This window comes from Variovorax sp. CF313 (assembly GCF_000282635.1).
Taxonomy (GTDB): domain Bacteria; phylum Pseudomonadota; class Gammaproteobacteria; order Burkholderiales; family Burkholderiaceae_C; genus Variovorax.
Genome location: NZ_AKIW01000044.1, coordinates 1 through 12567 on the forward strand (window position 1 = coordinate 1; position 12567 = coordinate 12567).

11 protein-coding genes and 1 pseudogene are annotated in these 12567 nt (G+C 60.3%); 10 read left to right on the forward strand and 2 right to left on the reverse strand.

Annotated elements, in window-relative coordinates; genetic code table 11:
* Window positions 1-246: 246 nt before the first annotated feature.
* Together PMI12_RS28745 and PMI12_RS28205 are read left to right on the forward strand one after the other, a co-directional pair.
* Entirely contained in the window at window positions 247-2502 is a 2256-nt protein-coding gene (locus PMI12_RS28745; protein ID WP_007833166.1) for a DUF6351 family protein, read from the forward strand.
* A 194-nt stretch (window positions 2503-2696) separates the two neighbouring features.
* Window positions 2697-3050: a GFA family protein gene (locus tag PMI12_RS28205; RefSeq protein ID WP_081502655.1), complete on the forward strand. Its 354-nt coding sequence runs from the start codon at window positions 2697-2699 to the stop codon at window positions 3048-3050.
* A gap of 138 nt (window positions 3051-3188) precedes the next feature.
* On the opposite strand, the gene PMI12_RS13445 is transcribed toward PMI12_RS28205, so the two are convergent.
* Complete coding sequence (locus PMI12_RS13445) at window positions 3189-3821, reverse strand: response regulator (RefSeq protein WP_042673361.1); 633 nt, start codon at window positions 3819-3821, stop codon at window positions 3189-3191.
* Window positions 3822-3834: 13 nt separating this feature from the next.
* On the reverse strand, window positions 3835-4878 hold the full coding sequence (locus PMI12_RS13450; protein ID WP_007833168.1) for a PAS domain-containing sensor histidine kinase: 1044 nt from the start codon (window positions 4876-4878) through the stop codon (window positions 3835-3837).
* A gap of 125 nt (window positions 4879-5003) precedes the next feature.
* Between PMI12_RS13450 and PMI12_RS13455 the strand changes: the two genes are divergently transcribed.
* The 8 genes and pseudogenes from PMI12_RS13455 to PMI12_RS13490 form a co-directional block, all read left to right on the forward strand.
* Window positions 5004-6242 carry a branched-chain amino acid ABC transporter substrate-binding protein gene (locus PMI12_RS13455; RefSeq protein ID WP_007833169.1) on the forward strand — a complete coding sequence of 413 codons (1239 nt, stop codon included), beginning with the start codon at window positions 5004-5006 and terminating at the stop codon, window positions 6240-6242.
* 98 nt (window positions 6243-6340) lie between these two features.
* Entirely contained in the window at window positions 6341-7288 is a 948-nt protein-coding gene (locus tag PMI12_RS13460; protein ID WP_007833170.1) for a branched-chain amino acid ABC transporter permease, read from the forward strand.
* A 23-nt stretch (window positions 7289-7311) separates the two neighbouring features.
* Window positions 7312-8631, forward strand: a complete 1320-nt coding sequence (locus tag PMI12_RS13465; protein ID WP_042673363.1) for a branched-chain amino acid ABC transporter permease — start codon at window positions 7312-7314, stop codon at window positions 8629-8631.
* 14 nt (window positions 8632-8645) lie between these two features.
* The gene (locus PMI12_RS13470) at window positions 8646-9416 is read left to right on the forward strand and encodes an ABC transporter ATP-binding protein (RefSeq protein ID WP_042673365.1); all 771 of its coding nucleotides are present in this window, start codon (window positions 8646-8648) and stop codon (window positions 9414-9416) included.
* A 1-nt stretch (window position 9417) separates the two neighbouring features.
* Window positions 9418-10113 carry an ABC transporter ATP-binding protein gene (locus PMI12_RS13475; protein ID WP_007833173.1) on the forward strand — a complete coding sequence of 232 codons (696 nt, stop codon included), beginning with the start codon at window positions 9418-9420 and terminating at the stop codon, window positions 10111-10113.
* Between the two features lie 61 nt (window positions 10114-10174).
* Window positions 10175-11359, forward strand: a complete 1185-nt coding sequence (locus tag PMI12_RS13480; RefSeq protein ID WP_007833174.1) for a lipid-transfer protein — start codon at window positions 10175-10177, stop codon at window positions 11357-11359.
* Window positions 11360-11384: 25 nt separating this feature from the next.
* Window positions 11385-12143 (forward strand): 3-hydroxyacyl-CoA dehydrogenase, encoded by a 759-nt coding sequence (locus PMI12_RS13485; protein WP_007833175.1) that lies wholly within the window; start codon window positions 11385-11387, stop codon window positions 12141-12143.
* A 28-nt stretch (window positions 12144-12171) separates the two neighbouring features.
* Window positions 12172-12567, forward strand: a pseudogene (locus PMI12_RS13490) (acetyl-CoA C-acetyltransferase); the annotation flags it as partial.

The following is a 12567-nucleotide window of genomic DNA, read 5'->3' on the forward strand; positions in this document are numbered from 1 at the left end:
CAACGCGCGCTGGCGTGAGCGTCAGGGGGTGTCGGCCAAGGTGCGGTCGTGTTTTCCCTAGCGACCTCTCGGAATCGTCCGATGGGAGTGTCGCCCTGGACTTCTTAAAGTTGGCTTACCTCTTTCGAGGATGTCCCTTTGCTTTCCATGCTTCGAATGTCATACGTGCGTCGTCGATGGTTTAGCGAGAACCTCCATGGCAGATGGTAAGCAGCTGTTCGATAAAGAAACAAGTATGGAGACATCATGAACGGAAAAGCGATGCGGCTTTTAGCGATTTCGGCCGCCTTGGGTACTGGACTAGTAGGTGGTTGCGGTGGGTCTGACAACCACGGCGTCACGTTTGCCCCCGTGCAGGGCATTGCACCTTCCGATGGTGCACCTCCCGCGCAGAGCGGCCCACCGGTAGTCTCCATCTTGTCGAGTCGCACGGACATGGTGAGTGGTGGAAGCGCGCTTGTCCAAGTCACTGTGCCGGCCGACACCGACCTCACGGCGCTAAAGGTCGCTGTGAACCAGGTTGTACAACCTGCCGTGTTGAGCAAAGTCGGCGATCGAACTGCGATAGGACTGATCACCGGGCTCTCCATGGGCGACAACATCATCGATGTGAGTGCAGGAGGTCAATCGGGCTCCGTCAAAATCCAGAATCACGATATCAACGGGCCCATCTTCTCAGGGCCTCATCAAAAACCCTGGGTGTGTCAAACGGCATCATTCAAGCTGCCGGATGGATCAACTCTCGGCGATCCCGTGGATGAAAACTGCAACGCGCCAACCAAGGTGCTCTATCTGTATCTCCCAAAGGGCCAGGCCACTTGGAAGGTGTTGCCATCAGCACTGCCGGCAGATGTGCAGACAACCACGACCAGCGACGGGCGTACGGTTAATCTGATCGTACGTCACGAAACGGGAACACTGAACCGTGGGATCTACCAAATGGCCGTGTTGTTCGACCCCACCGTCGAGGGCACACCCGCTCCTGTGAAGAGCTATGCCGGATGGAACAAGAAGGCTGTTTTCGTCTTCGGTGGATCTACTGGAGCTGGTTATACGCAAGGCACCAGCACAGGTTTATCACCCGTCAGTGGTGTCTTGGAAACAGCCATACTCTCCCGCGGCTTTGCCGTGCTTGGGTCGACGCTTGACGTGTTTGGCACCAATGCGAACGACGTGCTTGGCGCAGAGACTGCGGCGATGGTGAAGGAGCGGTTCATCAAAACATATGGCGTGCCGATGTACTTGATGGGCTGGGGGCTGTCAGGCGGCTCCATTTTGCAGCGCGGGATCGCCAACAACTACCCGGGAATTCTCGACGGAATCGCGCCTGGTGAATCCTTTTCGGATCTTGTCTCCGTGATGCCCTCTGCAATGGACTGTCCGCTGCTTGATCGTGCCTTTACCAACAGCTCTTCTCTGGCTTGGTCGGACGCCCAAAAGACAGCCGTATCGGGATATGGGACTTGGAAAACCTGTACCAACGCATGGCAGGCAAGCTATGCACCTGGACTCGTTACTGCGAAGCGAACAGCTTATCCACCGATTGTTTATGGCGGCAACACATATGAGTTAAACAATTGCTCATTGGCAATTCCCGCATCTGAACTCTATGACCCTGCCACAAACCCAGCTGGGGCACGCTGTACCGTCTATGACACCCAGAAAAACATGCTTGGCATAGATCCGGCCGACGGATTTGCGTATCGGCCGTTGGACAATGAAGGCGTGCAATACGGCCTGAGCGCATTCCAGGCGGGAGACATCACTGCAGAGCAGTTTGTTCAACTCAATGAGTTTGTTGGGGGCTACGACAAGGACGGAAACCTGCAGTCCGCTCGAATGACGGCGCCCGCTGCAGCACTGAACGCCGCCTTTGCGAACGGTCGAGTGAATCAGATGGAGAATCTTTCGGGAATTCCGATTCTGGATTGGAGAAACTACACCGATCTCGCTGGCGATGTCCATGACAGCGTGCGATCGCTCGTTTCGAGGGCACGCCTTGAAAGAGCCGGTTCGGCGGGGAACCAGGTGATCTATCGCGGACCGGCGATTACGCAACCGCTGATGGACGAAGTTTTGACTCGTATGGATCAGTGGCTCACGAGCATCAAGTCAGATACAGCCTCTTACTCATCGCAGGCAGCCAAAGTTCTCGCCAACAAACCCTCTGGGCTCGAGGACACCTGTTTTGATTCTACTGGGACGCGAATTGCAGAGCACGCCGATATCAGTAACTCCGGCATGTGTGGAACGCTCTACCCATTCCATCGCAATCCACGGCTAGTCGCTGGTGCGCCGCTGACCGATGATGTTTTGAAATGTCAGCTCAGGCCGATCCAGCGCTCCGATTACCCTGCATCATTGTCGGACGCACAGCTGGTCCGGTTAAGCGCGGTGTTCTCGACCGGTGTTTGCGACTACCAAAAGCCAAGCGTTGGCGCTACTTCGCTCGGTGGTACATGGCTCTCCTATTCGGACGGCCGCGGAAGCGCCATAAAGTAGACCTCACGTTGTGGGCCGATTGGCCCACAACGCGTTCATTTTTGGGGGGCCTTGCGCGTGGCTGCAGGTTGGCACCCGGGACCTCTCCAGTTGTAGCCGGCATGCAACTGTTCCCATAGCGGCTTCATGATGCATCATGCGATGCTTCCGGCTTGGTAGAGTAGGGTTGTCCGCCCCACGCCACCCTGAGCATCATGACCGCTACTTTTGCCGGAGGCTGCCACTGTGGCAATGTCGCCATCGAAGTCGAGGGCGCTATCAATGGTGCTCTGGCCTGCAACTGCTCCATGTGCGCAAGAAGAGCTTCGCTCCTGTGGTTTGTCCCGCGCACCAGTCTTCGGCTAAAGACTCCAGACGAAGCGGCAGGCACCTACCAGTTCAACAAACATGTCATCAAGCATCGCTTCTGCCCTAAGTGCGGAATTCATGTCTTTGGCGAAGGCACAGATCCCAAAGGCAACGCCGTCGCCGCTGTGAATCTTCGGTGCATAGAGAACATTGACCTCGCGACGATCCCAGTTCAAAACTTCGATGGCCGGGCAATGTGACTCTCAACCCCTCCATGAAGGAGACGTTCAGGGACAAGCCGCGGGCCGATCCTTACGTTGAACGTCCTTGCGAGCAGGTACAACGTACAGCTGTACAGCCGCTTGCAAGCCTTGTCGCCGGGAAATCGAGTGCCGGGCTCAGTGCACCAAGCCGTTGCGTACGGCGTACATCACGAGTTCAGCGGTGCCCGCTACGCCCAGCTTCTCCAACAGATTCGTTCGATGTGTGCTGACAGTTTTCACGCTGATCAGCATTTCCTCCCCGATCTCTGTGACGGACATACCCTTGACGATCATCAGCATGATCTGGTGCTCGCGGACCGAAAGCCGCTGGTGAGGAGGCCGGTCGTCGATGCCGCGCATCCGGTCTCTGACGAGCGGCGCCGCGCGCGCGCTCAAATAGCTACCGCCACCGGCTGCTTCGCGAATGGCACGGATCAATTCCGCAGGCTCCGAGTCCTTCTGAAGGTAACCGCTGGCGCCAGCCTTCACTGCAACCATTGCATACTGTTCTTCCGGGTACATGGACAGCACCAGGACCGGTGGGCAATGTGGAAGCGCGCGCATCGACGCAAGAACATCCAGGCCGCTGCGTCCCTCCATGTTGATGTCCAAGAGGACCACATCGCATGAGTGCGAGCGAAGTTCTTCAAGCGCTTCTGCTCCATTGCGGGCCTCGGCTGTCACGCGCACGTCGGCCTCGTCAAGGAGCAGCCGCTGAACCCCCGAGCGGAAGATGGTGTGGTCGTCGACCACCAGAACTCGGATCATGGGTGTATCGATTTCACAAGAGTGGTACACGAAGCAGGAGCCGGGCGCCATTGCCGGGAGAGCTGATGATGTCCAACTGCCCTCCCACTTCGCGCGCTCGCTCCGTCATGCTCAACAGACCGAGAGATCGACGGTCCTGCATGGCAGGTACGAATCCGCAGCCGTCGTCGCATAGTTCCATCTCTAGCCACTCGCTCTGTTGCGAGAGACTGACCTTGACGAATCTTGCGTTGGCATGCCGTGCTACGTTGGTCAAGCCCTCCTGGAAGATCCGATAGACCGCATTGGCCCTTTTGGGTGGAAGACGCAGCGATATGGCTTCGCATCGCAACGAGTGGATCACTCCGGAGCGCTCGGAGAATTGCTCCAGATCACGCGTGATCGCAGGACCCAGGCCGACGTGATCCAGCGCACTGGGCCGCAGGGATTCGGAGATCGCCTTGACGTTCTCGATGGTTTTTTGCGCTAAATCCAGCACGTTCAGAGTCATGTCCCGAAGTTCGTCTGTGTCAACGCGACGCAGGATGCGGGTCGCGTCCATCTTCAGGGCAGTCAACATGCCGCCCAGTTCGTCATGCACGTCGCGCGCAAAACTGAGGCGTTGATCCTCCAGCTTGCGGCTGGTATAGGCAAGCAGTTCCTGCAACTGTTCGCGCGAGCGCCGCAGTGCCTCGTCTTGTTCAACCCGTTCCGACATGTCGATGCCCACGCCGCCGACCGCAGGCCGCCCCTGATAGATCATGAAGGAGCCGTGGATCTCTATATGCACGATATGACCGTCACGATGCACGCCACGCGAAAGGAATCGCATGCTGTGGATCTCTCCGTTGAGGCGTCGGTAGTAGCCTTCCCGAACGCGCTCGTACACGTCCGGTGCGCACAGCTGCTTCAGAGTCATGTTCACAAGCTCTTCCGGCGTGTACCCGATCATGTTGGCCCACGTCTTGTTCGAGTAGACGAAGCGCTCATCCTGCAACACATAGATGCCCGCCAGCGACTGCTCGATCATCGCCTGGAATGGCACGTTGGGTGAAGGGTCGATGAGGGAGTCCGACATACCTCAATCATAGAAATTTGAGGCGCCAGTCCTGCCGTGTTTTCCCTAGCGTCCGCTCGGAATCGTCCGATGGGCGCGGCGCGCCAGGCTCCTTAAAGTTCGTCCACATCTTCCGAGGAGTCTCTGTGCGTTCTGTCCTGAAAACCGTTGCTGTTTCTGTCATCGTTGCCGTGTCGGGCGTGGCGTACGCCCAGAAGGGCGAGACCGTCCGCATCGCGTTCATGGATCCGTTGTCGGGGCCCTTTGCCAATGTCGGCCAGAACCTGCTCAAAAGCTGGCAGTTCGCCGCGTCCCACTATTCCGGGAAAAACCCGGCCGGAGTTAATTTCGAAGTTGTCGGCTTCGACAACAAGGGGTCTCCGCAGGAGAGCCTGAACACCGTCAGATCAGCTATCGACCAGGGCTTTAGCTACATTGTTCAGGGCAATGGGTCAGGTGCCGCGGCGGCGATCATTGATGCAGTCGCTAAACACAATGATCGAAATCCTGGCAAAGAGGTCGTGTATCTGAACTACGCAGCTGTCGACCCAGCCCTCACCAACGAGAAGTGCAACTTCTGGCACTTCCGCCTGTACCCGGACACTTCCATGCACATGGAAGCGCTGACTGCGTTCATGAAAGATCAGGCCAGTGTCAAGAAGGTATTCTTGATCAACCAGAATTACTCTCACGGACAGCAAGTCGCCTCGTACTTCAAGACGGCCATCGAGCGCAATCGGCCTGACGTGAAGATCGTTGGTGAAGACCTGGTTCCGATCGGCCAGGTGAAGGACTTCGCCCCGTACGCGGCCAAGATCAAGCAATCGGGGGCGGACACCATCGTCACTGGCAATTGGGGGCAGGACCTGACGCTGCTGGTCAAGGCGATCAACGAAGCCGGCTTGAAGGTTCCCATGTACACGTACTACGCGGAAACGACCGGTACCCCTACGGTGCTGGCTGCCGGTGGTGAGAGCGAGGTCTACGTCATCACCCTCGGTCATTCCAACCCGGAGGGAGAGCTGGGTCAGATCAGGTCGGAGTTCAAGAAGAAATTCAACGATGACTTCTACATGTCCGCAAGCGCCACCGGGATTCAACTGCTGGGCGCTGCAATGGCCAAAGCTCAGTCCACCAACCCCGTCAAGGTGGCCAGGGCAATGGAAGGCTTGTCGATCAAGGGCTTCTCAGGTGATGTGCAAATGCGCGCTGCGGATCATCAACTCCAGCAACCCATGTTCATCACCAAGTGGCAGAAGAACGATAAGCAACACCCCTATAGCGTCGAGAACACCGGCTACGGCTTTGTACCGGTCAAGCAGCTGGATTCGAAGGTCTCCAGTACGCCCACCAGTTGCCAGATGAGGCGCCCGTCAGCAGGCTGAGCTTCGCGTCTGGACTGAGCAGGGGGCCGTCAGGTATCCCTGCGTTTCGATAGACGGGCTGCGCCCGTCATGCCAATTTATGCAGACCAAGGTGGGTCATGGAGTTTTTCGTCATCTCGCTTCTGAACGGCGTGAGTTACGGGTTGCTGCTGTTCATGCTGAGCTCCGGGCTGACGCTGATTTTCAGCATGATGGGTGTGCTCAATTTTGCGCACGCCAGTTTCTACATGCTGGGAGCGTATTTCGCATACACGCTGTCGGGCGTCATCGGTTTCTGGCCGACGCTGGTCGTTGCGCCGCTGGTGGTGTTCGCACTGGGTGCGGCCTTCGAGCGTTTCAGTCTGCGGCGCGTGCACAGGTTCGGCCATGTGCCCGAGCTTCTGGTGACCTTCGGCCTGTCGTACCTGATCCTCGAAGTGGTTCAGCTTCTCTGGGGCCGTTCGCCGGTGCCCTATGGCTTGCCTCAGGCGCTGCAGGGTTCGCTTTTCACGCTCTACGGCATTCAGTTTCCCCGGTCCCGCTCCTTCGTCATGCTGGTGGCGCTGCTGATGTTGCTCTCGGTCTGGCTGTTGCTCACTCGCACCCGCATCGGGCTGGTGATCCAGGCCGCGCTCAAACATCCCGAGATGGTCGAGGCACTGGGTCACAACGTGCCGCGCGTCTTCATGCTGGTTTTCGGCGGTGGCGCAGCCCTCGCTGGCCTGGCTGGCGTGATCGGCGGAAATACATACGTGACCGAACCGGCGATGGCCGCGTCGGTTGGCTCGATCATCTTCGTGGTTGTTGTTGTCGGCGGCATGGGATCGCTGGCCGGTGCTTTTTTGGCGTCGCTGCTGATCGGGATCATCCAGACCTTCGCGGTCGCGATGGACCATTCGGTCGCCACTGGCCTGCGCGCGCTTGGCGTTGCAGTCAGCGAACAGACCTTCGGCTATGAACTGCTCAAGCTCACGATCTCGCAGGTTGCGCCAATCCTTCCCTACCTGTTTCTCGTGCTGATCCTGATCTTCCGTCCCAAGGGGCTGCTGGGCACCCGCGAGGACTAGACGTGACGAACCCCGCCATTCACATGAACGCCGCTTCCCCGACGCCAGCCTCTTTGCGCTACGGCCGTCTCAAGCCTTGGAACATTGCCCGTCTTCTCATTTGGTCGCTGTTCGCCGTCGCGCTGATCGCTGCGCCGCACGTATTCCGCAGCAGCCTGGCGTTGACGATGCTCTCGCAGATTGGCTACATGATCATCATCTGTCTGAGCTACAACATTCTTCTCGGGCAGGGCGGTATGTTGAGTTTCGGCCACGCGGTCTACACCGGCCTCGGCTCTTTCGTTGCGGTCCATGCGATGAATCTCGCGACCAACGGCAGCCTGCCCGTTCCCCTGGTGCTGATCCCGCTGGTCGGTGGTCTCGCGGGTCTGTTTTTCGCCTTCTTGTTCGGCTACGTCAGCACCAAGAAATCGGGCACGACCTTCGCGATGATCACGCTCGGCCTGGGTGAGCTCGTTGCGTCGATGGCGTTGATGTTTCCGAGCTTCTTCGGCGGCGAGGGGGGCGTGACCACCAACCGCGTGTACGGAACGCCTTTCTTCGGCGTGACCTTCGGGCCTCAGTTGCAGGTGTACTACCTGATCGCCGCGTACTGCTTCGTCTGCACCGCGCTGATGTATGCCTTCACCGGAACGCCGCTCGGACGCATGCTGAACGCGGTGCGCGACAACCCGGAGAGGGTCGAGTTCATCGGCTACAACACACAGCGCGTGCGCTACTTCGCCTTCATCATTGCGGGCTTCTTTGCCGGTGTCGGTGGTGGGCTGGCTGCCGTCAATTTCGAGATCGTGAACGCGGTGGACAGTCTCAACGGCGTGCGTTCGGGCAGCTACCTGCTGTTCACTTTCCTCGGTGGCGCGACCTTCTTCTTCGGACCGATCATCGGCGCGGTGCTGCTGGTGTTCGCCTCGGTGATGCTGTCGGAACTCAGCAAGGCTTGGCTGCTGTACCTCGGACTGGTGTTCCTGTTCATGGTGATGTTCGCACCGGGTGGCGTGGCGAGCCTGGTCATGATGAATCTGCGCGTCGCCAAGTTCGACCGCTTCAAGCCGTTCTGGTGGCTCTACCTGGGCCTGCTCTCGAGCGGTGCGGTATTCGCGGGCAGCGCGGCGGCCCTCGTCGAGATGATCTATCACATGCAGCTCGATGCAGCGCAGGGGCCGCAACTGCCTTTCCTGGGCTTCACGCTCGATACATCTAATCCAGTGTGCTGGTTGGCCTCGGCCGCACTACTGATCGTCGGCGGTGCGCTGTTGGAGATCGCGCGGCGCCGCTTCGTGCGCACTTGGGGATACGCACAGGAGCTCATCGAAGCCGAGATCAAGCGCCGGGAGGCTGCGTGAGCGGCGGCAACAGCATGACCTCTGCACTCGAACTCAAGAACCTGCGCAAGAATTTCGGCAAGACCGAAATCATCCGCGGCGTGGACCTGGCGGTGAACGCCGGGGAGCGCGTGGCCATCATCGGCCCGAACGGAGCGGGCAAGTCGACGCTGTTCAACCTGATCAGCGGGCGGCTCACGCCCACCAGCGGCGAGGTGCTGCTCAACGGCGAGCGCATCGACGGCAAGAAGCCCTACGAGATCAACCGGCTGGGCCTCTCGCGCAGCTTCCAGATCACCAACATCTTCCCGAAGCTCAGCGTCTTCGAGAACCTGCGCTGCGGCGTGCTGTGGAGCCTGGGCTACAAATACACCTTCCTGCGCTTTCTCTCAAACCTCGACGACGCCAACGAGCGTACCGAAGAGCTCATCAGGCAAATCGGCCTGGAGAAGAAGCGCGACGTGCACGCGGTGAACCTCACCTACGCCGAGCAGCGCGCACTGGAGATCGGCGTGACCATCGCGGGCGGCGCCAGCGTGATCCTGCTGGACGAACCCACGGCCGGCATGAGCAAGACCGAGACTTCGCATTTCATCTCGCTCATCAAGTACGTGACCGTCGGCAAGACGCTGCTGACGGTGGAGCACGACATGGGCGTGGTGTTCGGGCTGGCCGACAAGATCGCGGTGGTGGTGTATGGCGAGGTCATCGCCTTCGACACGCCCGCCGCCGTTCGCGCCAACGCGCGCGTGCAGGAGGCGTATCTCGGATCGTCGGTCGCCGACGCACAGGGAGCGGGACACTGAGATGCTGAAGCTTCAAGACATCCACGCCTACTACGGCAAGAGCCATGTGCTGCATGGCGTTTCCTTCGACGTGCATCCGGGCGAGATCGTCGCGCTGCTGGGCCGCAACGGCTCGGGCCGCTCGACCACCGCCAAGGCCATCATGGGCCTGGTGCATGCCGAAGGCGGCCTGCACTGGAAGGGGCAGGACATCCTGCGCCGCAAGGCCTACGAGATCGCGCACTTCGGCATCGGCTACGTGCCCGAGAACCGCGACATCTTCCCCAAGCTCACGGTGCACCAGAACCTGCTGCTGGGGCAGAAGGGCTCGGGCAAAGGCAGCCGCTGGTCGTTCGACGACATGTACGGCATGTTCCCGCGCCTGAAGGAACGCCAGCACACCGAGGCCGGCGTGCTCTCGGGCGGCGAGCAGCAGATGCTCACGCTGTGCCGCACGCTCATGGGCGACCCCGACCTCATCATCATCGACGAGCCGACCGAGGGCCTGGCGCCCAAGATCGTCGAACTGGTGGGGCAGTACCTGCGCACGCTGAAGGACAAGGGCATCTCGGTGCTGCTGATCGAGCAGAAGCTCACCATCGCGATGCAGATCTCCGATCGCGCGCTCGTCATGGGCCACGGCAGCATCGTGTTCGACGGCACGCCGGACAGCCTCCGTGCCGACGGCGCCACCCGCAAGGAATGGCTTGAAGTTTGACCGCCGTCGCCAAGCTTGGCTCACTCTCACTTAACCGCACACATTTACCAAGGATTTCTAGATGAGCAATCAGGTCTTCGTTACCGGCGTCGGCATGGTGCCGTTCGCCAAGCCCAGCATGCATGAGCCATACCCTCAGATGGCGAAAAAGGCGGTGAATCTGGCGCTGACGGACGCCGGGATTGCTTACGAACAGATCGAGCAGGCCTATGTCGGATACGTGTATGGCGACTCGACTGCAGGACAACGTGCGCTCTATGAGGTCGGCATGACCGGTATCCCCATCGTCAACGTAAACAACAATTGCGCGACCGGATCCACTGCGTTGTTCCTGGCGCGCCAGGCGGTGGCCAGTGGCGCCGCGGAATGCGTGCTGGCCTTGGGGTTCGAGCACATGAACCCCGGAGCACTCGGAACCGTCTTCACTGACCGGCCAAGTCCTTTCGACCGGTTCGACGAGGCAACCGATGAACTGGTTGGCCGACGCGAAATACCGCTGGCACTGCGCTACTTCGGAGGTGCAGGATTCGCGCACATGCAGCAGTACGGCACGCGACTCTCCACCTTTGCGAAGATTCGAGCCAAAGCCAGCCGTCATGCGGCCAACAATCCATTGGCTTTGTTCCGGAATGTGGTGACGGAAAACGACGTCCTTAATGCTCCAATTCTGTGGCCCGGTGTCATGACCCGCCTCATGGCTTGTCCGCCTACCTGTGGCGCGGCCGCCGCTGTTCTGTGCAGTGAGGGGTTTGCCGAGCGCCATGGTCTGAATCGGGATGTCCGTATCCGCGCGCAGGCCATGACCACAGATGGCCCCGCGACCTTTGGTGCAGACGACATGCGTGAGGTGGTGGGCTTCGGAATGGCCAAAGCGGCCGTACAGAAGGTGTACGAACTGGGAGGTGTCGGTCCCGACGACATCGACGTGGTCGAACTTCATGATTGCTTTGCGCATAACGAATTGATCAGCTATGAGGCCCTCGGTCTCTGCCCCGAAGGCGGCGCCGAGCAATTCGTCTGCGATGGAGACAACACCTACGGCGGCAAGGTAGTGACCAATCCCTCAGGCGGCTTGCTCTCCAAGGGCCACCCGCTCGGCGCCACCGGACTTGCCCAGTGCACCGAACTGGTTCAGCAGTTGCGAGGCACAGCCGGAGCACGGCAAGTAGAAAACGCGCGGCTCGCGCTCCAGCACAACCTTGGAGTGGGTGGCGCCTGTGTGGTGACTCTTTACGAACGCGCCTGAGAGGCGCATCCAAGAAAAAAGAAAAATGCAGATCGACGGCAAGGTTTTTATCGTGACCGGGGGCGCTTCGGGCCTCGGTGAAGGTGCAGCGCGCATGCTGGCTGCGAACGGCGGCAAGGTGGTGATCGCCGACATGCAGGCCGACAAGGGCGAAGCCGTCGCGCGTGACATCGGCGGCGTGTTCGTCCAATGCGACGTGAGCCAGGAGACCGACGGCCAGGCGGCTGTGGCCGCCGCGCTCAAGCTGGGCAAGCTGGTCGGCCTCGTCAACTGCGCCGGCATCGCCCCGGCCGAGAAAACCGTGGGCAAGAACGGCCCGCACGCGCTGGCCACCTTCAGCAAGACCGTCACGGTCAACTTGATCGGCAGTTTCAACATGATCCGCGTCGCGGCCGACGCGATGAGCAAGAACGAGCCCGAAGCCACCGGCGAGCGCGGCGTGCTGATTTCGACTGCTTCGGTCGCGGCCTACGACGGCCAGATCGGCCAGGCCGCCTACAGCGCCTCCAAGGGTGGCGTGGTCGGCATGACGCTCCCCATTGCCCGCGACCTGGCGCGCAACGGCATCCGCAACATGACCATCGCCCCCGGCATCTTCGGCACGCCCATGCTCTTCGGCATGCCTCAGGAAGTGCAGGACGCGCTGGCCGCCAGCGTGCCTTTCCCGTCGCGCCTCGGCACGCCCGAGGACTACGCCAAGCTGGCGAAGCACATCATCGAGAACGACATGCTCAACGGCGAGGTGATTCGTCTCGACGGAGCGATTCGACTCCCGCCGAAGTAAATCCTCTCAGATCATTCAAGGAAATCCAGTGTCCGAATCCATCGTCATCGTCGGCGCCGCCCGCACCCCCATGGGGGGCTTTCAAGGCGACTTTTCTTCCCTCTCCGCGCACGACCTCGGCGGCGCAGCCATCAAGGCCGCTGTCGAGCGCGCCGGCATCGCGCCCGAAAGCGTGGGCGAAGTGCTGTTCGGCAACTGCCTGATGGCCGGCCAGGGCCAGGCCCCGGCGCGCCAGGCGGCCTACAAGGGCGGCCTGCCCGACAGCGCGGGCGCGGTCACGCTCAGCAAGATGTGCGGCTCGGCCATGAAGGCCGCGATGCTCGCGCACGACCTGCTGCTGGCCGGCACGCACGAGGTGATGGTGGCGGGCGGCATGGAAAGCATGACCAACGCGCCCTACCTCATGCTCAAGGGCCGCGGCGGC

Excerpts from the sequence above, each read along its gene's own strand:
- PMI12_RS28745 (WP_007833166.1), top strand. The coding sequence starts at position 247 with ATGAACGGAAAAGCGATGCGGCTTTTAGCGATTTCGGCCGCCTTGGGT.
- PMI12_RS28205 (WP_081502655.1), top strand. The coding sequence starts at position 2,697 with ATGACCGCTACTTTTGCCGGAGGCTGCCACTGTGGCAATGTCGCCATC.
- PMI12_RS13445 (WP_042673361.1), bottom strand. The coding sequence starts at position 3,821 with ATGATCCGAGTTCTGGTGGTCGACGACCACACCATCTTCCGCTCGGGG.
- PMI12_RS13450 (WP_007833168.1), bottom strand. The coding sequence starts at position 4,878 with ATGTCGGACTCCCTCATCGACCCTTCACCCAACGTGCCATTCCAGGCG.
- PMI12_RS13460 (WP_007833170.1), top strand. The coding sequence starts at position 6,341 with ATGGAGTTTTTCGTCATCTCGCTTCTGAACGGCGTGAGTTACGGGTTG.
- PMI12_RS13465 (WP_042673363.1), top strand. The coding sequence starts at position 7,312 with ATGAACGCCGCTTCCCCGACGCCAGCCTCTTTGCGCTACGGCCGTCTC.
- PMI12_RS13470 (WP_042673365.1), top strand. The coding sequence starts at position 8,646 with ATGACCTCTGCACTCGAACTCAAGAACCTGCGCAAGAATTTCGGCAAG.
- PMI12_RS13475 (WP_007833173.1), top strand. The coding sequence starts at position 9,418 with ATGCTGAAGCTTCAAGACATCCACGCCTACTACGGCAAGAGCCATGTG.
- PMI12_RS13480 (WP_007833174.1), top strand. The coding sequence starts at position 10,175 with ATGAGCAATCAGGTCTTCGTTACCGGCGTCGGCATGGTGCCGTTCGCC.
- PMI12_RS13485 (WP_007833175.1), top strand. The coding sequence starts at position 11,385 with ATGCAGATCGACGGCAAGGTTTTTATCGTGACCGGGGGCGCTTCGGGC.